Here is a 22,165-nt window from a genome sequence, read left to right as displayed (position 1 = left end):
ACCGGGACGAAACGCGATGACCAAATTTCTCCCCCTGTCGAAGGCGGTCGCCGATAACCTCAACAACGGCGACACCGTGGCCTTCGAAGGGTTCACGCATCTCATTCCCACCGCGGCCGCCCATGAGGCGATCCGCCAGGGCTTCAAGGACCTGACGCTTGTCCGCATGACGCCGGACCTGATCTACGACCAGATGATCGGCATGGGCATGGCCAGGAAGGCGATCTTCTCCTACGCCGGCAATCCCGGCGTCGGCCTGCTGCGACGCCTGCGCGATGCGGTCGAGAACGGTTTTCCACATGCGCTGGAGATCGAGGAGCACAGCCACGCCGCCATGGCCAATGCCTATGAGGCGGGCGCCGCCGGCTTGCCTTGCGCCATCTTCCGCGGCTATCGCGGCGCCGAGCTCGCCAGGGTCAATCCGAACATCAAGTCGGTGACCTGCCCGTTCACCGGCGAGGTGCTGGCGGCTGTTCCGTCGGTTCGTCCGGATGTCACTTTCATCCATGCCCAGAAGGCCAACAAGCGCGGCGACGTGCTCGTCGAAGGCATCATCGGCATCCAGAAGGAGGCAGCCCTTGCTGCCAAGCGCGCGGTGGTGACCGTCGAGGAAGTGGTCGACAATTTCGACGACCTGCACCCCAACCTGACCGTGCTGCCCAACTGGTCGGTCACCGCGATCTCCGTCGTGCCTGGCGGGGCGCACCCGTCCTATGCCCATGGCTACTATATCCGTGACAACGCCTCCTATCTCGAATGGGACGAGATCGCCGCCGACCGCGACCGCTTCCGCGAGTGGATGCAGAAGAACGTCATCGAAAAGACCGCCGACGATTTCGCCGGACGCGTCGAACACCTGAGGAACGTGGCATGAGCGAGCTCGGCTTCACCCCCAATGAAATGATGACGATTGCCGCCTCGCGCGCGCTCAAGGGCGACGATGTCTGCTTCGTCGGCATCGGCGCGCCGTCGGCCGCCTGCAACGTCGCACGCCTGACCCATGCGCCAGACATCACGCTGATCTACGAATCCGGCACCATCGGCACCGCGCCCGACGTGCTGCCGCTGTCGATCGGCGACGGCGAATTGTGCGACACTGCCGTCACCACCGTCTCGGTGCCGGAGATGTTCCGCTACTGGCTCCAGGGCGGCCGCATCTCGATCGGCTTCCTCGGCGCGGCCCAGCTCGACAAGTTCGGCAACATCAACACGACTGTCATCGGCGACTATGCCCATCCCAAGACCCGGCTGCCGGGCGGCGGCGGTGCGCCGGAGATCGCAACCTCGTCGAAGGAAATCTACATCACCATGGCGCAGTCGAAGCGCGGCATGGTCGAAAAGATCGACTTCTACACCTCCTTCGGCCATGGCGACGGCGGCGACCATCGTAAGCGCCTCGGCATCGACACCAAGGGCCCGACGCTGCTGATCACCGACCTCGCCATCTGGAAGCCGGATCCGGTGACCAAGGAATTCACCGTCGTTTCACTGCACCCTGGCGTCACCCGCGACAAGGTCCAGGAGACCTGCGGCTGGACGGTTAAATTCGCCGATACGCTGGAGGAAACACCTGTTCCGACGCAGTTGGAATTGCAGACGCTGCGTGATCTAAAGGCGCGCACCGACGCCGCCCACAAGGGCGAGGCAGTTTCCGCAAAGAGAGGATCCAAGGATGGCTGAGGCCTATATCTGCGACTACATCCGCACCCCGATAGGCCGCTTTGGCGGTTCGCTGTCCTCGGTCCGCGCAGACGATCTCGGCGCCGTGCCGCTCAGGGCGCTGATGGAGCGCAATGCCTCGGTCGATTGGGCTGCCGTCGATGACGTGATCTTCGGCTGCGCCAACCAGGCCGGCGAGGACAACCGCAACGTGGCCCGCATGTCGCTGCTTTTGGCCGGACTGCCGCAGGAAGTCTCCGGCACGACCATCAATCGCCTCTGCGGTTCGGGCATGGACGCGCTGATTGCTGCTGCCCGCGCCATCAAGGCCGGCGAAGCCGAGCTGATGATTGCCGGTGGCGTCGAGAGCATGAGCCGCGCGCCCTTCGTCATGCCCAAGGCCGACGCGGCTTTCTCGCGCCATGCCGAGATCCACGACACGACCATCGGCTGGCGCTTCGTCAACCCGGTGATGAAAAAGCAGTATGGCGTCGATTCGATGCCCGAGACCGGTGAGAACGTCGCGGAGGACTTTTCCGTCTCCCGCGCCGATCAGGATACCTTTGCCGTGCGCAGCCAGAACAAGGCCGTCGCCGCGCAGGAAAACGGTCGCCTTGGCAAGGAGATCACCCCGGTGACGATCCCGCAGCGCAAGGGCGATGCGATCGTCGTTGCCAAGGATGAGCATCCGCGCGCCGGCACGACCATCGAGACGCTGGCCAAGCTGCCGACGCCGTTCCGTCAGGGCGGCACGGTGACCGCCGGCAACGCCTCGGGCGTCAACGATGGCGCGGCAGCCCTCATCGTTGCCTCCGAAGCTGCGGTGAAGAAGTACGGCCTGACGCCGATCGCTCGCGTGCTTGGCGGTGCGGCGGCGGGCGTAGCACCCCGCATCATGGGCATCGGCCCGGCACCGGCGACCAAGAAGCTGTGCGCCCGGCTCGGCATCAGCCCGGCCGACTTCGACGTCATCGAACTCAATGAAGCTTTTGCCTCCCAAGGCATCGCCGTGCTGCGCGAACTCGGCATCGCCGAGGATGCGGAGCACGTGAACCCGAATGGCGGGGCCATCGCACTGGGCCATCCGCTGGGCATGTCGGGCGCCCGCATCGCCGGTACCGCGGCGCTGGAGCTCGGCCTGCGCGGTGGCAAGCTGGCGCTTGCCACCATGTGCATCGGTGTCGGGCAGGGTATCGCGGTCGCACTCGAGCGCGCCTGATCCGCTGTCTGTCCCGAGAATGCAAACGCCCGGCACTGCCGGGCGTTTTGATTTGGAAGATCAGCCGACGAGGCTGATCAGGAAGCGCAGGCTGATCAAAAGCAGGAAGATGCCAAAGGCGACTTCAAGCTTGCGTTTCGACAGCGCGTGCGCCAGCCGCGCGCCCAAAGGGGCGGTCAGCACGCTGGTCGGCACGAACAGGATCAGGCCGACGAGCGAGACATAGCCGAGCGACAGCGGAAACTGCAGGGCGGCGACATCGGGGTATTCCGCCGCGCGCGGCCATCCGGCATAGATATAGCCAAGCGCGCCGGGGATCGAGATCAGCACGCCGAGACCCGAGGACGTCGCCACCGCCTGGTGGATGGGACGGCCGTAGAAGGTCATGAACAGGTTTGAAAGCTGCCCGCCGCCGATGCCCATCAGGCTCGACAGCACCCCGATCAGCCAGCCATAGGCGTTCATGATGAGCTTGCCCGGCATGTCGAGGCCGAGGCGCCATGAATCCTTGCCGAACAGCAGCCTGATCGCCGAGATGCCGGCTACGACGACGAACACCATCTTGAACAGATCCGGCGAGGCATAGCGCGCGATCACGCTGCCCATCAACACACCGAGCACCACCGGCACCGCCCATTGCCTCAGGATCGTCATGTCGACCGCGCCCTTGGCCTTGTGGGCGCTGAACGAGCGGATCGACGTCGGGATGATGATGGCGAGCGAGGTGCCGACGCACAGCGGCATGCGCACCTCTTCCGGCACGCCGACCATGCGGAACAATTCATACAGCACCGGCACGATGACCGCACCGCCGCCGACACCGAACACACCGGCCAGAAGGCCGGTGACGGCGCCCGCGCCGAGCAGCGCGATGGCGAGCCAGATGATTTCGAACATGGTGATGCCGGACATTTCGGGGAACTCGTGTTGGCGTGGCTGAATGGACAGGGTGTCGCCGGACACAAGGTGCCACGTCTGCATGCCCCAAGGTGAGAGCGAGACATATGCCATGAACGGACGGGCCAGTCTCCCCCGGACTGCAAGTCCAATCACGCAACCTCCCAAAATCCGGCAACAGTTTTGCCGAAAACCACCCGGATGGGTGGTTGTGCGGGGAGTGCTATATTCGTATGAATATAACGAATCCGCAGCCGGGCTGCGGCCTGGTCAATCATGGAGGAATGACGATGTTCACGCGTAGGGGATTTGGGTTGCGGCTTGTGGCCGCTGCGGGCGGCTTGGCGGCGATGCTCTCGTTCGGCCTGCCTTCGGCGCGCGCCGATGGCGACGTGGTCGTGTTCGCCGCCGCCAGCCTCAAGAACGCACTCGATGCCGTCGACGCCGCCTGGAAGGCCGAGAGCGGCAAATCCGCGACCGCGTCCTACGCCGCGAGCTCGGCCCTCGCCAAGCAGATCGAGGAAGGCGCACCCGCCGACGTGTTCATCTCGGCCGATCTCGACTGGATGAAGTATCTTGCCGACAAGAAGCTGATCAAGGACGGCTCGGACGTCAAGCTGCTCGGCAACCGCATCGTGCTGGTTGCGCCGAAGGATTCCGCCGCCAAGGCCGACATCGCTGCGAATTTCGACCTTGCCGCTCTGCTTGGCGACGGCCGTCTCGCCATGGGCGACGTCAAGGCGGTGCCCGCCGGCAAGTATGGCAAGGCCGCGCTCGAAAAGCTCGGTGTCTGGTCGTCGGTCGAGGGCAAGATCGCCCAGGCAGAAAACGTGCGTGCCGCCCTCAAGCTCGTGTCGACGGGTGAAGCCCCGCTCGGCATCGTCTACCAGACCGACGCGACTGCAGAACCCGGCGTCAAGGTCGTTGGTGTGTTCCCGGAAGACTCGCATCCTCCCATCGTCTATCCGGTCGGCGTGACGGCGGACTCGAAGAGCGCGGACGCTGCTGCTTACGTGAAATATCTTCAGTCCGCCAAGGCCAAGGAACTGTTCGAGGCCCAGGGCTTCACCATGCTTGCGCCGGTGGTGTCCAACTAGGGAGTGGTTTACCGCTCTCCGGTATTCTTGCCGCAACGACAATCTGTGTCCCATCCCGCACGGCGGGGTGGGACAGGCTTTTTGAGGGAATGCGACTAGGCAATGCTGGACCTCACTCCTGACGAATGGAATGCGGTCCGCCTGTCGATCAAGGTCGGGCTGTGGGCGATGGCTGCCAGCCTGCCTTTCGGCATCGCCATTGCTTTGCTGCTGGCGCGTGGGAAATTCTGGGGCAAGTCGCTGCTCAACGGGGTCGTCCATTTGCCGCTGATCCTGCCGCCTGTCGTCACCGGCTACCTGCTGCTGCTGAGCTTCGGTCGCCGCGGCCCGATCGGCTCGTTTCTCGACGAGTATTTCGGCATCGTCTTCTCGTTCCGCTGGACGGGTGCCGCCCTTGCCTGCGCGGTCATGGGCTTTCCGCTGATGGTACGCGCCATAAGGCTCTCCATCGAGGCGGTCGACCGGCGGCTCGAAGCGGCTGCCGGCACGCTCGGGGCAAGCCCCTTGTGGGTGTTTCTGACGGTGACGCTTCCACTGATCCTACCCGGCATCGTTGCCGGCATGATCCTCTCCTTCGCCAAGGCGATGGGCGAGTTCGGCGCCACCATCACCTTCGTCTCGAACATTCCCGGAGAAACCCAGACATTGCCGTCGGCGATCTACACCTTCACCCAGGTGCCGGGCGGCGATGCCGGAGCCATGCGGCTGACGCTGATCTCCATCGCCATCTCGATGGCAGCGCTTGTGGTGTCCGAGATGTTTGCTCGCCGCATTGGCCAACGCTTGGATATCGGATGACGCTCTCCGTCGCTGTCCACCACCGCCTCGGCGCGCTCGACCTCGAAACCAGCTTCGAGAGCGCCGGTCACCTGACGGCACTGTTCGGACCTTCGGGTTCGGGCAAGACCTCGCTCATCAACATCATCGCCGGGCTGATACGCCCCGACGCCGGCCGCATCGTCATCGGCGACCGGACGCTGGTCGACACCGCAAACCGCCGTTTCGTGCCCGCGTACAGGCGCCGCGTCGGTTTCGTCTTCCAGGATGCCAGGCTGTTCCCGCATCTGACGGTACGCTCGAACCTGCGCTATGGCCGCTGGTTCACGCCGCAAGGCGAGCGCTACGCCGAATTCGACCGCGTGGTCGAGATGCTCGGCATCGGCCACCTGCTGGGCCGGCGTCCAGCTTTGTTGTCCGGTGGAGAAAAGCAGCGTGTCGCCATCGGCCGGGCGCTGCTGGCAAGCCCTCGGCTGCTGCTCATGGATGAGCCGCTGGCCTCGCTTGACGATGCCCGCAAGGCAGAGATCATGCCCTATCTCGAACGCCTGCGCGACGAGACCAGGATCCCGATCGTCTATGTCAGCCATTCGATTGCCGAGGTCGCCCGCCTCGCCACCGACGTCGTCGTCATGGCCGAGGGCAAGGTCGCAGCTTCGGGTCCGACGACCGAGATCATGCAAAGGCTCGACCTGTTGCCACCGGAGGAAGTGGGCGAGGGCGGTGCCGTGCTCGACATGAAGGTGCTGCGTCACGACGAAGGCTTCGGCATGACCGTGCTTGGCGCTGCCGCCGGCGAGATGCGCGTGCCTCGTGTCGCCCTGCCTGAAGGCGCTGTCGTGCGTGTCCGGGTTCGGGCGCGCGACGTCATGATCGCCACCGAGCGGCCCCAGGGCCTCAGTGCGCTCAACATCCTGCCGAGCAGGATCGTTGATATCGGCAAAGTCAACGGCGCGCAGGTCGACCTTCGCCTCGACTGCCATGGCGACATGCTCGTCTCGCGTATCACGCGCCAGTCGCTCGAAACGCTGCAGCTGACTGTCGGGCGCGACGTTTTTGCGGTCATCAAGACTGTTGCCTTCGATCGCGCCAATCTTTCTCCGGGGGCGCCGCTTGTGCTAACCAGCTGAAGACTGGAGTAGCCGATGCCGTCCCTGACCCTGCGCCTCTATCTCGATCCGAAGGGCCGTCTGGGTCCGGGCAAGATCGAGCTTCTCGAACAGATTGCAGCCACCGGCTCGATCTCGGCGGCGGCGCGGGCCATGGAAATGTCCTACAAGCGCGCCTGGGATCTTGTCGAAGAGATGAAGGACATGTTCGGCAAGCCGCTGGTCGCGGCCAAGACCGGCGGCAAGCACGGTGGCGGCGCCGAGCTCACGGAGGTCGGCGAGCAGGTCATCCGCCAGTTCCGCGACATGGAGCGCGCCGTCTACGAGGCGGCCGCGCCCCATATCAAGGCGCTGCAGGCCGAAGCCGATACGAAGTAGCTATTTCCCGAGTTCGACCGAGCGCAGCCGGGCCGCCTCGACGGCTTCGGTGAGCAGGTTCTTGAGACGATCCTCGCCCATCAGCACACCGAGCGCTGCCGCAGTCGTACCGTTGGGGCTGGTCACCTGGCGGCGCAGCACGGCCGGGTCCTCGCGGCTTTCGGCGGCCAGGCTGGCAGCGCCATAGACCGTCTGCATCGCCAGAAGCGACGCCGTCTTCGGCGCCAGTCCGGCATTCTCGGCCGCTGCCGTCAGGCATTCGATGAAGTGGAAGATGTAGGCCGGTCCCGAGCCGGAGACGGCGGTGACCGCGTCCATCAGGCCTTCGTCGGCGATCGTCGCGACTTCGCCGCTGGCCGACAGCAGGTCCGCGACCCGCGCCTTTGTGGCGTCCGTGACGTGGTCGTTGGAATAGACCACCATCATGCCCTTGCCGATGGCGGCGGGCGTGTTGGGCATGCAGCGCGCGATCGGCGTCCGTACACCGAGGATGTTGCTGAAGGTGGCGACCGATGTGCCTGCAGCGACACTGACGAAGGTCGCACGGCCGTTGCCGAAGCGGCGGTAGCCGGCAGTGACCTCGCGAATGACCTGCGGCTTGACCGCAATGACGATGATTTCGGGATCGGCATCGGCCGGGATGCCGCCAACTTCCGAGGCGACGCGGCTGCCGAGCTCGGCGGCGCGGGCGCGCAGTTCGGCGTTTGGCTCGACGACGAATGTCTCAGCTGGCGCGAGCTTGCCCGATTTCAGCCAGCCCGTGAGCATGGCGTAGCCCATGTTGCCGCAACCTGCGAGGATCAGTCTGATGGTCATTCAAAGCCCTCCGAACATCCTGACATAGACCGTCTTGCAGCCATGCGGAAGGGCGGAAACGCCACTTCAGCGTGTGTCGTCCAGTCTCTTGCCGAAGGCGTTGGTGAAGGTGACGCTGCCGCGCGCCCCGGCTTCCCCCAGCACGACATCCATGAAGCCGTCGGTCACCCGGACGACCGCGAAGCCACCCATGAAACCGGCTTTCGGCTTGAAAAGGTCCAGCCCGTCGCGCCTGTAGATCATTGGCGTCTCATGCTGGTGGCCGTGGAAGACGGCGATCACGTTCGCTCCGTCGATGGCAGCCAGCAGCGCGCGCCGGTCGTCGTCGCTCCACCAGTGCGGCTTGCCGCTGCCGGTGTCGTTGAACTGGCGGGCACCGGGGTCCCATCTTTCGATCGAGAACTGGTCCCAGCCATAGTGCTGGAACAGGATCACCGGCCTGCCGTCGCCGGCAAAGGTCTTGAGGTCCCGCTTCAGCCAGCCGAGCGCGCTCGGCGCGTCCTTGGCCGTGTCGCCGGCAAATCTGTGCGTCTGGACGAGATGCAGCCCGCCCCAGTCCCAGGAGTAGCAGTCGGACGGCGCGTCATAGTTGGTGGCCGGGACCGGTGGCTTGAAGAACACGCTTGGCCGGTGGTTGATCTCGACATAGTCGCGTAGCTCGCGCCGGTACCAGTCGACATGCTGCGGCGGCCCATCCTGATCGAGGTCGTGATTGCCGAGCCCGACATAGACCGGCACATGCACGCGGTCGGGGTCGTTTCCTTCCTGGTAGCGATGGCTGAACTGCAAGAGCTGGGTGCCCTCGTGCGGCAGCGTCACCTGCCCACCGCCGTCGTCGGTCATGTCGCCGCCGATGACCAGGCCGAGCGGACGGCCGATTCGTGTGCCGGCGCTGGCAAGGCCCGACGACACGCCACTGATTTCGCTGGGCCACTCCAGTTTTGCGACCTCGTTCAGGGCCGCGATGTGCCGACGCAGGTTCTCGTCCGTCTTGCCTTCGGTCTGGCAGTTCGGACTGAGCCCGCTTGCCATGCGGCAGGCATGGATGTCTGCAGCAAACAGGAAGGTCGCGTCGGCCTTCGGCCATGCGGCACTTCGCACCGGCAAGGTCCGCAGCAGCGGCAAGATGCCGATACCGAGCGACCCGGCGAGCAGCTGGCGTCTGGAAACAGCGGTGGCCATGGCGCCAGAATGTCGTGCGTGCCGGGTGGGATCAAGAGCTCAGGATCAGGCTTTGCGGATCACCACGCGTGACACCAGCCGCAGCCCCAGCACGCCGAAGACGAAGAACAGCCACACCGGGTCGGCCCGGCGGAAGAAGAAGCTTTCGAGGAAGGCGTTGAGCGCGGTGAACAGCACCACCATCATGAACATGTCGCCCAGGAAGACATTCTCCTTGGTCAGCGGAATGCGCATGTAGTCGCGCAGCGGTGCGATCAGGAAAGCGTAGACCGCCGTGACAAGCGCTGGGATGCCCATCAGCACCGCGAGGTCGAGATAGCCGTTATGGCCGTGCACGATGGCGCGGATGTCCCAGTCCTGGTCGAAGGCGCGCTCGCTTTCGGTGAGCAGCGGCGTGCCCCAGAAGCTTTCGTAGCCGTAGCCGAACCAAGGGTGCTTGGCCAGCATCTCGCCGGCATAGGCCCACAGCGTGGTGCGGCCGGTATAGGTGAGGTCGGGGACGAAGTAGGCGGCAAGATCCTTCAGCGGATCGATGAAGACGATACCCAGCGTGGCGAGCGCCGTGCCGACAATGGCCATCGCAAACAACACCGGCGCGCCCGCCCGCATGCCGATCAGGCCTGGCAGGATGACCACCATGATCGACAGCGGCACCAGGCCGGCCGTGGTCTTGGAGCCGGTATGGAACATGAAGAACATGGCGGCGGCGAACAAAATCGCGCCCGACCATTGCCAGCCGCGCCGGAAGAGGTAGATGCCGGCGAAGCTGTAGCAGGCCATGACCGGGGCGGCGATGTTCTTGTGCGAGAACGCGCCGCGCCACAGCCCGGCATGCTGGGGCTCGACACCGTCGGCGCCGTGGATCGCCACGCCCGGGTTGAGCACCACGCCGGCATAGCAGAGCCCGACGACGACCAGTCCCGATACGGCGAGCACCGTCGAATAGGCATCGGCGTTGCGCGGCAGCGCCAGCACGGTCGCCATGGCCAGGATGCCGATCAGGGTGAAGGACGCAGCACGGAACGCAGATCCGGGATCGGTCGCGGTCACCACCGAAATCATGAAGAAGCAGAGCAGGATCGCCCAAGGCATACTCGCCAGCGCACGCAGCCGGTCGGGAGCGGCGAATGTCAGCAGGGCGAAGATCGACAGTCCGCCGAGCGAGCCGAAGCCAAGCTGGTTGACGATGTCGCCGCCGCCGGCGACATCGGCGCCTGCTGGCTGGAACGGGCGGAACGAGACGATCACCACGGTCAGCAGCACCGTCGCGATGGCGGTGGCGACACCCGAACGGGTGAACGCTGCCGACAGCGGCGCCGCATCAGTTCTTTTCAGGCTGCCGATATTGCTCATTGGCATAACCGAAATCGGCGAGCACGCGGCCCAGCGCGACATGGATCGTATAGGCGGCGACCGAAGGCGAACCGGTCCAGATCAGCCGCAAAAGTGCGCGCAACGGCGAGAAGATCAGCAGCGTCAGGCTCTTCAGGAACACCCGCGTATTGGCGAGCGGCGCCCCGGAATACTGCTTCTTGGCGACCAGCGTGGAAATGACGCCGTTGCGCAGGCCGCGCGCCCGGATCCAGTCGGCCTCGACGCGCCGCGCCGGCACGTTCTCGAACAGCTTGGCCTCGGCACACCAGGCGAGCCTGAAGCCGCGCCGCGCGGCCCGGCTGAGGAAATCCGAATCGCCGCCGCCCATGAAGTTGAAGCGCAAATCGAGGAACGGAGGCCCCATCGCCAGCAGCACGTTGCGGGTGAGCAGCAGATTGCCAGAGGAAAACAGCGCCCGGACGGGTCCGGTGCTGGAGTAGGGCGGCGCAAACACCGGATGCTTGGCCCATGTTTGATGCGACGGATTGGCAAACACAGGAAGCTGCGGCCCGCCGACGATGTCGGCGTCGAGCCGCAACTGCGTGCTGCACATGGTTTCCAGCCACAAGGGGTCGGCCAGTTCGTCGTCGTCGATCACCAGCAACTGGGTGAAATTCGGAAAGTGCAGAAGTGCGGTGTGCCAGCCGGCATTGTAGGCGCTGCAATTGCCACGTTCATGGGCGATGATCACCATGCCGGCCATCTTGCCGCTCTCAAACAGCGGCAGTGCCGCGTTCAAGCCCTCGCGGCCCTCGTCGTCATTCTCCATGACGATGATCGCAAAGCGGCGCGCCGTCTGTTGCCTGGCGAGCGAATCGAGCGTCGCCAGCAATTGCTGCGGCCTGCGGAAGGTCGGCAGCGTCACAACCACGTCCACGACGTCATTGGCCAGCGAAGGCGACTGGCCGGCGATGGTCACGGACTTGAGGGGTGGCAGGACGGTCATGGAAAAACGCCGATTCTTACGATGTCCTTGCCTAGCATCGGCACGATAACGGTGAGTTAAATAATGGCGCCTCGGAGGCTTCCCGCCAGTTGCGTTTGCACAACAACGGCCAGATTGCTTAATGAAGACTTCACCGCAGCCTGTTAGCCGTGGGTCAGGAATCTGTTGTGATGCATCTGCTGTTTGCTACATCGATCGTGCCCGACGGAGCACTTTCCTCGGGCTACGAGATCGCCAACCAGGCGATCATCGACGCGTTGCGCCGCAACGGCGTGCGCGTGACCGTGCTTGGTTTCGGTTGGCCGGGCAAGGCACCGTCCGATCCGGAAAATACCGTCCTGCTCGGTTCGCTCGACGTGCGCACCGACACTGCACCCTTGCCGCGCAAGCTTGCATGGCTGGCGAGCGCTATTGCCTCCGGCCTGACATTCGCGTCGGCCAAGCTGCGCGTGGTCTCGGAGGAAACGGTGCGCGATGCGATCCAGGCTGCAGGGCCGTTCGACGGCTACATCCTCAATTCCGTTCAAATGGCCGCGGCTTTCGAAAACGTCTTTCGCGACAAGCAGTCGATCTTCGTGGCGCACAATGTCGAGTTCCGCTCGGCGGCGGAGAATTCGCTGGCCGCCAAGGGTGCCTTCCAGCGCACCCTGTTCCGGCGCGAGGCGAGGCTGCTCGAGGTGATCGAGAAGCGGTTGTGCCGCAATGCGCGCTTCGTCTTCACGCTGGCCGAAGAGGACCGGGCCGAACTCGGCGTCGCCTCCGACACACGCTCGGTTGCGCTGCCGTTGGTCACCCGTTCCGAACTTCCGTCCGCACCCGGCACGCGCCCGATCGATTGCGACGCGGCTCTCATCGGCACCTGGACCTGGGAGCCAAACCGCATCGGCCTCGACTGGTTCCTGGGCAAGGTGGTTCCGCATCTGCGCGCGGATTTCCGCATCCACATCGCTGGCAGCGTTCCGGCCGGTGTTTCCTCGCCGCATCCCGGCGTCAAGTTCGTTGGCCGCGTGCCCAATGCCCAGGCTTTCGTGCGCAGTGCCGCCGTCATCCCGCTGGTCAGCACCTCCGGCAGCGGCGTCCAGCTCAAGACCATCGAGACCTTTGAACTCGGCCTGCCGTCGGTGGCGACGGCGCATTCGTTGCGCGGCATTGCCCATAAGCCTCGGAACTGCATCATGACTGATGATCCCGCAGCCTTCGCCAGGGCGCTCGAACAAACTGTCGATCAGCGCGTGGCCGACGTCGACGGCACCGACTTCCACCGTCGCCAGATCGCGGCGCTGGATCGTGCGATTGCGCTCGGTCTCGCCAGGCTTGGTGCCGGCACGCGCGAGGTTGTCGCTTGAGCCTGACGATCTCCAACCCGGCCGCAACGTTCCGGCGCATCCTCGGGATTCGAGTTGCCAGCCTGGGGCGCGAAGAGGCGGTCTCGCTGTTGTCCGGTTTCATCCGGGAAAAGACCTTCACCAAGGTCGGGTTCCTCAATGCCCACAACGCCAACGTGGCCTGTTCCAACAAGGAATTTGCTGCCGCACTGGACGATTTCCTGGTCTTGGCCGACGGCATCGGCGTCGACATTGCCGCGCGCTGGCTTTACGGGGCACCGTTTCCGGCCAATCTCAACGGTACAGATTTCGTGCCGGCCTTGCTCCTGGCGGCCGACAAGCCGCTGACGGTCGGCCTACTCGGTGCCACGCGCGAAAATGCCGAACGGGCAGCCCAGCGCCTGGGCGAGATTGCGCCGCAGCACCGGTTTGTGGTCGTCCACGACGGCTTCTTCACTGCACAGGAAGAGCCCGCGGTCATCGCCTCTCTGGCCGCCTTGCGGCCGGACATATTGCTCGTCGCCATGGGCGTGCCGCGCCAGGAATTCTGGATCGCACGCAACCTGGGACCGGAGCACTGCACCTTGCCGATCGCCGTTGGAGCGCTGCTCGACTTCCTCAGCGGTTCGGTGCCGCGCGCGCCGGAGTGGATGCGCCGGCTACGCCTCGAATGGTTGTTCCGGCTGGTCATCGAGCCTGGGCGGCTGTGGCGGCGCTATATCGTCGGCAATCCGCTTTTCCTCTTGCGCGTGCTGCGCCAAAAGCTGGCTGGGGATCGTTCTTGAACGCAAGCGGCATGCCTGCTGTTGCCGACGCGGCTCTGGTGACGGCCAGTTACGCTGCCGATTTCGAGCGCTGCCGCCTGTTGTGCGAGACAGTCGACCGCCATGTCACTGGTGCGTCGCACCACTATCTGCTGGTCGAGCACCGCGATGTGGCGCTGTTCCGCCAACTGGAGAGCAGACAGCGTACCGTCATAGACGAGCGCGACCTGCTGCCGTCCTGGCTGCGTGACCTGCCGGACCCGACGAGCCTGTTCAAGCGCCGTATCTGGCTGAGTTTCAAGGCGCCGCCGCTGCGTGGCTGGCATGTGCAGCAACTGCGCCGCATCGCCATCGCCGAGCGGATCGAGCAGCAAACCCTCGTCTATGTCGATTCCGACGTCGCTTTCCTCAGGCCGTTCGACTGCGCCCGGTTCTGGCGCGACGGCAAGTTGCGGCTGTTCATCCGCGAAAACGCCTTGCTTCGCCCGGATCACGAAAATCACCATGTCTGGTCGCGCAACGCCGCCGCCGTGCTTGGCATCGAGGCGCCGGAGGTCTCGCCGCACGACTACATCTCGACCCTGATCGCCTGGCGCCGTTCGAGCGTGCGCGACATGCTTGCCCGCGTCGAGCAGGTGAGCGGCCGGCACTGGGTCGAGGCGGTGTGCGCGCGGCGCAGATTTTCCGAATGCATGATATACGGCCGCTTCGTCGACGAAGTCGCTGGCGGGGCCGGGCATTTCCACGGCTCCGAGGAATTCTGCCGCGTCCACTGGACCGGCACGCCGCTGTCGGATGCGCAATTCGAGGCATTCGTCTCCGAGATGTCGCCGGAGCAGGTGGCGATCGGCATGCAATCCTTCATCGGCACCGATCTAGGCCGTATCAGGAAGCTTGTCGGCGCCTGACCTAGATCGCCTTGGCGGGCCGGCGCAGTGCCGTATAGGTCACCGCTGCCGACGCAAGATAGAGCAGCGCGAACATCCCGTTCAGCGACCACACCAAGCTTTCCGTGTCGGCCACCTGCACCAGCAGGGTCGACAGCAATGCGGCCTTGAGGCCGGCGAGCAAGGCCAGATTGCCGGCGCGGATCAGCGTCTGCCCGCGCGCGAACAGCAACTCGGCGTGATATTCGACGAGGTTGCGCAAGGCCGGCACGAACAGGGCCAGGCCGACGAGCGGCGCGGCCTCGGAAACATTCCGGCCGAGGAAATTGGGATAGAAATGCAGCACCACGGCGAGGAACAGCAGCGCCGAGGTCGAGACGAGCAGGATTCCGGCCTCGATGCCGAGCTTGACCTTGAACCGCGCCAGCATTTGCGGCGCGCGCATCATGCGCTGCACCAGCATCATCGAGAATGTGCGGATCGGGATGGCGGTGAGGTCGACCAATCGCATGACGATGGCATAGATGCCGGCGAGGTGCGGCCCGCCCATGGCCAGGACCAGAAGCTTGTCGAACTCCATCTGGAGATAGAACAGCACTTCCGCGCCGGCGACATAGATCGAGTCTGAAAGCCGGCGCCAATAGAGATCTGGCGTCAGCCGGAGCCTCTGGCGCGGGTAGAAGACGCCGAAGGCGACGGCAAGCGAAACGACATTGCAGGCGACGTAGAACCAGGCCCAGGCTTCGATCGTGGATGTCGGCCAGAAGATGAACAGCACAGCGGCGGCAGATTTGATCGCCGAAGTCAGGATAGCCAGCACTGCGGCGCGGCCGAAGCGGCCGAGGCCGTTGTTGACGATCATCGCCACCTCGACCGGTCGCCACAGCAGCGCCTCGGCGAAGATGACGGTGGCAAAGATGCCAGCCGACAACGTGCTCGAAAAGAACAGGAGCCAGGTCAGCGCCGAGGCAGCGGCGAGCACCGGCAGCGACAGCAGCGACAGCATCAGGAAGCCGGCGGTATAGCTTCCGATCAGCCGCGGCCTGATCGTGGCGGTGCGGTAGAGCGCCGAGATGAAACCGAAGGCGAGCGTGCGCGACAGCATCACGCCGGCAGCAGACGCCGTGGCAAACAGGCCGAAATCGGCGATGGACAACGTGTTGGCCAGCGCCACGAAATAGATCAGCGAGAACACCAGCCGGCCCGCCGAACCGCTGACTGCCGAGAAATAGTCGCGCAGCATTGCGCGCCGTTCCAACAGGAAACTGCCGATACGTTCGCGCAGCGGCATGCGCGGTATGTCGTTGGCCTGGGTCATGATCCGGCTGCAGGATAGGACGCAAAGCTTAATGTGCCGTTTTGCAAGCGCGGCAGGGGAGCGTTGAAGTGACAAAATTAACCTTTTGTTTCCCATGCCTGTTTAGCTTGGGTTAAGAACCGGACGCCTGATCCGTCCCAGTGCATGGAAGCAACCCAAGACATGGCCGATTCTGGGAACCGCGAGGATGGCAGGCGCAAGGGATCGCTGCTCGCGCTCGCCCAGGACGACGCGGCTCCGAAGCGGCAAGGCGCTTCGCTGCTGTCATTAGGCACGGACGAGCATCCCGAGCCGGATGCGCAGGATGCGGCCACGCGCCATCGCATGGCTCGTATTCGCCGCGAGGCGGAGATAGCCGCGCGCAGCTCCGAGGCAGAGCGGGCCACCGAAATGGCGGCGGACACGCACACGCGAACTGACTCTGTAGTTCAAGCTGCCGACGATCCGCACAAGCCGGCCCAGTCTTCGCTGATCGGCGGCTGGCGCGAAAGGCTGGTGGGGCCGTCCCAGCCGGCCGTTGCGCCGGCAGTCGTCAGCACGCCAGCTCAGCCGCAAGCGGTCCAGTCGTTCGACGAACAGGACGACCCGGACGATGTGCGCTGGAAACCTTTGATCGACCCGATGAAGGTCATCGGCGGCATTGGCCGATCCAAGCTGTTGATTGCTTCGACCACGCTTCTCGGCGCGCTTGCGGGCGTGGCGATCGCCCTTTCCATGCCGAAGATGTATCAGGCCTGGACCGAGATGATCGTCGATCCGCGCAACCTGAAGCTCACGGACCGGGAACTGACCGAGGGCGGCCTGTCGTCGGAGGCGACGCTGGCCATCGTCGAGAACCAGGTGCGGGTGCTGACATCGGGCACAGTCCTGACCAAGGTGGTCGACAAGCTCAATCTTGACGAAGATCCGGAATTCAACGGCACGGCCGGCAGCGGCCTCGATGTTCGTTCCTTCGTCCGTTCGCTGATCTCGCCTGACGACAAGGCGACAGGTGCCGTCGATAACAGGCACGCGCTGGCGACGACCCATCTCGCCGAGGCATTGACCGTCGAGCGTGGCGGCAAGACTTTCGTCATCTCGGTGGGTGCCAAGACGGAGAGCGCGGAAAAGTCGGCGCTCATCGCCAACACCATGACCGAGGTCTTCATGCAGACCTACGGCGAGCTGCAGTCCGGTAGTGCGGGCCGTGCGACCGACGAACTCAATGCCCGGCTCGACGAGATGCGCAAGTCCGTCGAAGCCGCCGAGCGCAAGGTCGAAGCCTTCAAGGCCGAAAACGAACTCATTGATCCGCAGGGGCGGCTGATTACCGACGACGAGATCCAGCGCGTCAACGACCAGTTGACCGCTGCGCGCTCGCGTACCCTGGAGCTGAATGCGCGGGCCGCCTCGACCCGCAGCCTCGGCATCGATTCGGTGCTGAGCGGCACCTTGCCCGAGGCGATCAATTCGCCGGCGATCACCGAGCTGCGCGCGCAGTATGCAGCCCTCACCCAGGAGGCCGACCGGGCGGCGGTGAGGCTCGGCCCGCGTCACCCCGAGCGTCTCGCCGTCGAGGCCCAGCTGAGCGGCGCCCGCGAACGCATCGCAACCGAATTGCGCCGGGTCGCGGCCTCCATCCAGGTCGAACTCAAGCGGGCCGTGCAGCTAGAGCAGGAACTCGCCGCCCGGCTTGCCCAGCTCAAGGTGCGCCAGGGCGAAGTCGCTGACGAACTGGTCACGCTGCGCGAGCTCGAACGCGACGTCACCGCCAAGCGCGCAGTCTATGAACAGTACCTGCTTCGGGCGCGCGAGACCGGTGAGCAGAAGGATATCAACTCGGCCAATGTCAGCGTCATTTCGGTTGCCTCGCCGCCGTTGGAATCGACAGGGCCGTCGCGCGCCATGATCTCTCTGGCGGGCATGCTGGCCGGCTTCGCCGTCGGCGTCGGCCTCGGCGGCCTGCGCGGGGCGCTCGAAAGCCTGCGCGACACCGCCAATCGGCGCGCTCGGGCTCGGCCCACGCCGCGCCGCTCCGCGCCCGTGGAGGACAATGAGGGCGGCCGACCGGACGACCGCGTTGAAGTGCCTTCGTCAAGGCTGGATGCGGAACCGGCGCCGCTGTCGGAACCCCAGGTTGCGGAGCCGTCCCCTGCCACTGCGGCCGCGCCTGCCTCGCCGTCGTTGCCCGCCGAGGTGGCGCCGCAGGCAGCAGACGGTGGCTTCCCGCAGTCCTATCCGCCCTATTCGCAGCCTGGCTATGGTCCTCCGCCTCCGGGCTACGCGACAACCTATGCCTATCCGCCGGCTTCCTCCGGATATCATCCCTGGCCGCCCATGCCGCCACAGGCTCCATCAGCGCCTGAGCCCGCGAGCGCCATGCCGCAAGCCGAGGCCCCGTTGCCGCGCAGCCAGATCGATGAGATCAGCGAAAGCCTGCGCGAGGTCCGCAAGGAGCTAAACCAGTTGCGCGAGCGCCGTTCGCGCCGCTACTTCTGAATATTCCGCACTGCGGTTTCGAGTTTACGGCACCGGACGCCGCAATGGCGGGGTTGCGGGTCGAAATTTTGATGACAATGCCGCGCCAGCAGTGCCTGCATAGGGAGTGAACATGGCTGAGATCATTGACGGAAAGATTGTCGCGGCAGAGGTCGTCGAAGGCGTCAAGAAATCAGCGGCGGCGCTTGCCGCGCATGGCGTCAAACCTGGCCTGGCCGTGGTCATTGTCGGCGAGGATCCGGCAAGCCAGGTCTATGTCGCCAACAAGTCGCGTACCGCCAAGGAGTGCGGCTTCCTGTCGGTCCAGCACACGCTCGCTGCCGAAACGTCCGAGGCCGATGTGGTCGCGCTGGTCGAAAAGCTGAATGTCGATCCTTCGATCCACGGCATCCTCGTTCAGCTGCCGCTGCCGGCCCATATCGACGCCGGCAAGATCATCCAGACCATTGCGCCCGACAAGGATGTCGACGGCTTCCATTTCATCAATGTCGGCAAGCTTGCCACCGGCGAGGTCGACACTGCGCTCGTGCCGTGCACGCCGTTTGGCTCGATGCTGCTGATCGAGCGCAAGCACGGCAAGGATCTTTCGGGCCTCAGCGCCGTCGTCGTCGGCCGCTCCAATATCGTCGGCAAGCCGATGGCCCATCTTCTGCTCGCGGCCAACGCCACCGTCACCATCGCCCACAGCCGCACCAAGGACTTGCCGGCGCTCTGCCGCACGGCAGACATCCTGGTTGCAGCCGTCGGCAGGCCGGAGATGGTCAAGGGCGATTGGGTCAAGCCGGGCGCCACCGTCATCGATGTCGGCATCAATCGCATACCGGCGCCCGACAAGGGCGACGGCAAGTCGCGCCTCGTCGGCGACGTCGAGTTCGCTTCCGCGGCAAAGGTTGCCGGCGCCATAACGCCGGTGCCGGGCGGCGTCGGTCCAATGACCATTGCCATGCTGATGGCCAACACGCTGGTGTCGGCCCATCGCCACGCCGGCCTCGAATACAAGGGCCTTTGAAAATGCGGGCGGCGTTGTTGATCGCGGCGCCGCTTCCAAGTCGGCGTAATCTGTAGGCCTGGCCGTCATGTCAGAACCTCATCCCGAAGGCCGCCAGTTCGCTTTCCTGCTCGTCGACAAGTTCTCGATGTTCTCGCTGGTTGCCGCGATCGACACATGTCGCACCGCCAACCGCCTGCTCGGCCGCGACGTCTATGGCTGGACAACGGTTTCGGCCGATGGCGAAGCGGTCATCGCTTCCAACGGCCTGCCGCTCAAGGTCGATTATTCCGTCGCCGACGTCCCGGCGGTCGAGATCATGTTCGTCTGCGTCGGCGTCTCCACCGAATTCCCCGGCAAGAGCAAGGTGCTCGGCGCGCTTCGTTCATGGGGTCGCCGCGGCGCAGCCCTGGGAGCGCTATCGGTCGGCTCCTACCTTCTCGCCGAGGCCGGCCAACTCGACGGCTACCGCTGCACCATCCACTGGGAAAACCGCGCCGGCTTCATGGAGAAGTTTCCCGATATCGAATGCACCAACAACGTCTTCGAGATCGACCGCAAGCGCTACACATGTGCCGGCGTCACCACCTCGATCGACCTGATGCTCGAGATCATCAAGCGCGATTTCGGCGCCAACCTTGCCAACGAGGTCGCCAACCAGTTCCAGCACGAGCGCATCCGCAATGCCGGCGACCGCCAACGGGTCGGCCCCGAACGCGACCTCACCGGCAAGTCGGACAAGCTCAAGCGCATTGTCGAGCTGATGGCCGACAATCTCGACGAACCCTTGTCAGCGGTACAGCTTGCCAAGACGGCGGGCCTGTCGGTTCGTCAGGTCGAGCGGCTGTTCCTGCGCCATCTCAATGTGACGCCCGGCCGCTATTACATGCGGCTCCGGCTCGAGCGTGCCCGCGAGCTGCTGCGCCAGACCAACATGCCGATCCTCGACGTGGCGATCGCCACCGGCTTCACCTCGCATTCCTATTTCGCCCAGAGCTACCGGCTGCAGTTCGGCCGCCCGCCGAGCGAAGAGCGCCGGACCACCTATTGAGCGCTGCCAGGGTTGTCAGCGGCAGGCCCCAAGTTTAGCTTCCTCGAACAAACGGTCTGAATCGGCGAGGGGCAGCATGAAGGCGTTCACACGAGGCATCCTGACGTCTGTCCTCATGCTGGCGGGAGTGGCGGGCGCGAGTGCCGCCGACCGTGCCATCATCGTGCTCGACGCCTCGGGTTCGATGTGGGGCCAGATTGATGGCAAGCCCAAGCTGGAGATCGCCCGCCAGGCACTCCGTTCGGTGCTCACCACCATTCCCGCCGACACCGAACTTGGCCTGATGGCCTATGGCCATCGCGAAAAGGGCAGTTGTTCCGACATCGAGCTGGTGGTGCCGCCGGCGTCCGGCTCGGCATCTGCCATTACCGCTGCCGCCGACAGCATGAAATTCTTGGGCAAGACGCCGCTTTCTGCCGCGGTCAAGCAGGCTGCCGAAGACCTCAGATACACCGAGGACAAGGCAACCGTCATTCTCATCACCGATGGGCTGGAGACCTGCAACGCCGACCCTTGCGCACTGGGCAAGGAGCTTGAGCAGTCGGGAGTCGATTTCACCGCCCATGTCGTCGGCTTCGGCCTGACGGCGGAGGAGGGCAGGCAGGTCGCCTGCCTCGCCGAAAACACCGGCGGCAAGTATATCCAGGCTTCCGATGCGAAAGGGCTCGAGGACGCGCTCGCCCAGACGGTTGCCGAGCCTGCGCCCGCGCCGGCCCCTGAACCCGCGCCGGCGCCTGAACCGGCCAAGCCGGAGTTCAATTTCATTCCAGAGCTGACGCTGGCCGAAGGCGGAGCGCCGCTGAAGGACGCCGGCAACGCCTGGGAAATCTACAAGGCCAATGCCGACGGCACCAAGGGCGAACGTATCACCACCGAGTACAGCAACTACAAGGGATCGCTGGAAGCCGGCGACTACGTCATCCGCGCGACGCTCGGCGAGGCGGCGGTCGAGCAGCCGCTGAAGGTCGAAGCGGGCCAGGCCTACAAACCGCTCTTTGTGCTCAACGCCGGCACGCTGATCGTCAGGCCACGCCCCAGCGAAGGTGGCGACATCAACACCGGTGCGGCCGTCGTCCTTGACTTCCCCGGTGGCGACCACCCGGCGACCTACTACGGCGAGACCAAGGTGGTGCTGCCGGCCGGCGAGACCAAGGTGAAGGTCACCATCGGCCAGGGCGAGGCCAATGAGACGATCCAGTTCGCCGCCGGTCAGACCGTCGAGAAGGACATCGTCGCAGGCGTCGGCCGCGTGGTGGTCAATGCGCTTTATGCCCAGGGCGGCGACAAGGTCGACGCCGGTGGCCTCGATGTCAGAATCTACAAGGCGAAGAAGAAGATCGACGGCACGCGCGATCAAGTCACTTATGGCTACGGGCCGGACAACAAGTTCGACCTGCCGGCCGGCGACTATGTCGTCGTTGCACGCATGGACCAGGCCGAGGCCGAACAGCCCTTCAACGTTCGTGTCGGCGAGGCGGGCGACGTGACCGCCGTGCTCGGCGCCGGCGTGCTGGCGATCGAGGCTCCGGGTGCCAAGGAGATCCGGGTCTACGCGGCCAAGAAGGACATCCAGGGCAACCGCAAGGATTTTGGCTACGCCTACGACCAGAAGCACCAGGCCACGCTGCCTGAGGGCGATTATGTCGTCGAGGCCGACCTGGGCGATGCCGGCAAGAAGGAAGGTTCTGCCAGCGTCAAGGCGGGCGAGCGCACCGAGCTCACCGTGCAGTAGCATTGTCTCGCGCCGCTATTGCAGCTATGAAAGCGGCGCAACTCGAACGACAAAGGAGGGCTGCGTGATCGAGCATTTCTATCTCCACCGCCAGCGCGGCCCTGTCCACGCCCTGCAAATGCGTTTGCAGGGCTGACCTCGGACGACGCGCCAAAGCGCAACTCTCTC

The 22,165-nt window shown here is 64.8% G+C and carries 20 protein-coding genes; 14 read left to right on the top strand and 6 right to left on the bottom strand.

Annotation, left to right across the window (positions count from 1 at the left end; translation table 11 throughout):
- Positions 1 to 16: 16 nt before the first annotated feature.
- From GGQ99_RS24755 to pcaF, 3 genes are read left to right on the top strand one after another with little or no spacing between them, the layout of a single operon-like run.
- A complete protein-coding gene (locus GGQ99_RS24755; RefSeq protein ID WP_108609177.1) occupies positions 17 to 874 on the top strand; it encodes a CoA transferase subunit A in 858 nt (285 codons plus the stop codon).
- Positions 871 to 1,680: a CoA-transferase subunit beta gene (locus GGQ99_RS24750; protein ID WP_183264602.1), complete on the top strand. Its 810-nt coding sequence runs from the start codon at positions 871 to 873 to the stop codon at positions 1,678 to 1,680. Before GGQ99_RS24755 ends, GGQ99_RS24750 begins: the two co-directional genes overlap by 4 nt.
- Positions 1,673 to 2,878 carry a 3-oxoadipyl-CoA thiolase gene (gene pcaF / locus GGQ99_RS24745; RefSeq protein WP_183264601.1) on the top strand — a complete coding sequence of 402 codons (1,206 nt, stop codon included), beginning with the start codon at positions 1,673 to 1,675 and terminating at the stop codon, positions 2,876 to 2,878. The genes GGQ99_RS24750 and pcaF overlap by 8 nt, the downstream gene beginning before the upstream one ends.
- Before the next feature lie 60 nt (positions 2,879 to 2,938).
- Here pcaF and GGQ99_RS24740 read toward each other — a convergent pair whose 3' ends face one another.
- Positions 2,939 to 3,790 (bottom strand): sulfite exporter TauE/SafE family protein, encoded by an 852-nt coding sequence (locus GGQ99_RS24740; RefSeq protein WP_183264600.1) that lies wholly within the window; start codon positions 3,788 to 3,790, stop codon positions 2,939 to 2,941.
- A 275-nt stretch (positions 3,791 to 4,065) separates the two neighbouring features.
- Between GGQ99_RS24740 and modA the strand changes: the two genes are divergently transcribed.
- The 4 genes from modA (at position 4,066) to GGQ99_RS24720 (ending at position 7,136) form a co-directional block, all read left to right on the top strand.
- A complete protein-coding gene (gene modA / locus GGQ99_RS24735; RefSeq protein ID WP_183264599.1) occupies positions 4,066 to 4,872 on the top strand; it encodes a molybdate ABC transporter substrate-binding protein in 807 nt (268 codons plus the stop codon).
- Between the two features lie 102 nt (positions 4,873 to 4,974).
- Positions 4,975 to 5,670 carry a molybdate ABC transporter permease subunit gene (modB, locus tag GGQ99_RS24730; protein ID WP_183264598.1) on the top strand — a complete coding sequence of 232 codons (696 nt, stop codon included), beginning with the start codon at positions 4,975 to 4,977 and terminating at the stop codon, positions 5,668 to 5,670.
- A complete protein-coding gene (modC, locus tag GGQ99_RS24725) occupies positions 5,667 to 6,779 on the top strand; it encodes a molybdenum ABC transporter ATP-binding protein (protein WP_183264597.1) in 1,113 nt (370 codons plus the stop codon). The genes modB and modC overlap by 4 nt, the downstream gene beginning before the upstream one ends.
- 15 nt (positions 6,780 to 6,794) lie before the next feature.
- Positions 6,795 to 7,136 (top strand): winged helix-turn-helix domain-containing protein, encoded by a 342-nt coding sequence (locus GGQ99_RS24720; protein WP_183264596.1) that lies wholly within the window; start codon positions 6,795 to 6,797, stop codon positions 7,134 to 7,136.
- On the opposite strand, the gene proC is transcribed toward GGQ99_RS24720, so the two are convergent.
- From proC to GGQ99_RS24700, 4 genes are all read right to left on the bottom strand, one after another.
- Positions 7,137 to 7,952, bottom strand: coding sequence for a pyrroline-5-carboxylate reductase (proC, locus tag GGQ99_RS24715; RefSeq protein ID WP_108609171.1), 816 nt, complete (start codon positions 7,950 to 7,952; stop codon positions 7,137 to 7,139). It abuts the gene before it with no gap.
- 66 nt (positions 7,953 to 8,018) lie between these two features.
- A complete protein-coding gene (locus GGQ99_RS24710; protein ID WP_183264595.1) occupies positions 8,019 to 9,134 on the bottom strand; it encodes a metallophosphoesterase in 1,116 nt (371 codons plus the stop codon).
- 45 nt (positions 9,135 to 9,179) lie between these two features.
- Positions 9,180 to 10,487, bottom strand: a complete 1,308-nt coding sequence (locus GGQ99_RS24705; protein ID WP_183264594.1) for an O-antigen ligase family protein — start codon at positions 10,485 to 10,487, stop codon at positions 9,180 to 9,182.
- Entirely contained in the window at positions 10,456 to 11,454 is a 999-nt protein-coding gene (locus GGQ99_RS24700) for a glycosyltransferase family 2 protein (RefSeq protein WP_183264593.1), read from the bottom strand. Before GGQ99_RS24700 ends, GGQ99_RS24705 begins: the two co-directional genes overlap by 32 nt.
- A gap of 170 nt (positions 11,455 to 11,624) precedes the next feature.
- Between GGQ99_RS24700 and GGQ99_RS24695 the strand changes: the two genes are divergently transcribed.
- From GGQ99_RS24695 to GGQ99_RS24685, 3 genes are read left to right on the top strand one after another with little or no spacing between them, the layout of a single operon-like run.
- The gene (locus GGQ99_RS24695) at positions 11,625 to 12,800 is read left to right on the top strand and encodes a glycosyltransferase (protein ID WP_183264592.1); all 1,176 of its coding nucleotides are present in this window, start codon (positions 11,625 to 11,627) and stop codon (positions 12,798 to 12,800) included.
- Positions 12,797 to 13,564, top strand: coding sequence for a WecB/TagA/CpsF family glycosyltransferase (locus GGQ99_RS24690; RefSeq protein ID WP_183264591.1), 768 nt, complete (start codon positions 12,797 to 12,799; stop codon positions 13,562 to 13,564). Before GGQ99_RS24695 ends, GGQ99_RS24690 begins: the two co-directional genes overlap by 4 nt.
- Positions 13,565 to 13,575: 11 nt before the next feature.
- Positions 13,576 to 14,451, top strand: coding sequence for a DUF6492 family protein (locus GGQ99_RS24685; RefSeq protein WP_246389736.1), 876 nt, complete (start codon positions 13,576 to 13,578; stop codon positions 14,449 to 14,451).
- Position 14,452: 1 nt separating this feature from the next.
- Here the strand turns inward: GGQ99_RS24685 and GGQ99_RS24680 are convergent, their stop codons facing one another.
- Positions 14,453 to 15,748, bottom strand: coding sequence for a lipopolysaccharide biosynthesis protein (locus tag GGQ99_RS24680; protein WP_183264590.1), 1,296 nt, complete (start codon positions 15,746 to 15,748; stop codon positions 14,453 to 14,455).
- Between the two features lie 162 nt (positions 15,749 to 15,910).
- Between GGQ99_RS24680 and GGQ99_RS24675 the strand changes: the two genes are divergently transcribed.
- The 4 genes from GGQ99_RS24675 to GGQ99_RS24660 all read left to right on the top strand — a co-directional run bounded on the left by GGQ99_RS24675 (position 15,911) and on the right by GGQ99_RS24660 (position 21,997).
- The gene (locus tag GGQ99_RS24675) at positions 15,911 to 18,226 is read left to right on the top strand and encodes a GumC family protein (RefSeq protein ID WP_183264589.1); all 2,316 of its coding nucleotides are present in this window, start codon (positions 15,911 to 15,913) and stop codon (positions 18,224 to 18,226) included.
- A gap of 112 nt (positions 18,227 to 18,338) precedes the next feature.
- Positions 18,339 to 19,235: a bifunctional methylenetetrahydrofolate dehydrogenase/methenyltetrahydrofolate cyclohydrolase FolD gene (folD, locus tag GGQ99_RS24670; RefSeq protein WP_183264588.1), complete on the top strand. Its 897-nt coding sequence runs from the start codon at positions 18,339 to 18,341 to the stop codon at positions 19,233 to 19,235.
- A gap of 67 nt (positions 19,236 to 19,302) precedes the next feature.
- Positions 19,303 to 20,265 (top strand): GlxA family transcriptional regulator, encoded by a 963-nt coding sequence (locus GGQ99_RS24665; RefSeq protein WP_108609163.1) that lies wholly within the window; start codon positions 19,303 to 19,305, stop codon positions 20,263 to 20,265.
- Between the two features lie 76 nt (positions 20,266 to 20,341).
- Positions 20,342 to 21,997, top strand: coding sequence for a vWA domain-containing protein (locus GGQ99_RS24660; RefSeq protein ID WP_183264587.1), 1,656 nt, complete (start codon positions 20,342 to 20,344; stop codon positions 21,995 to 21,997).
- Positions 21,998 to 22,165: the final 168 nt, after the last annotated feature.

Origin of the sequence: Aminobacter niigataensis (assembly GCF_014200015.1) — a bacterium.
Classification (GTDB): domain Bacteria; phylum Pseudomonadota; class Alphaproteobacteria; order Rhizobiales; family Rhizobiaceae; genus Aminobacter; species Aminobacter niigataensis.
The sequence above is the reverse complement of the archived record's forward strand: the minus strand, read 5'-3'. Positions and strand labels throughout refer to the sequence as shown.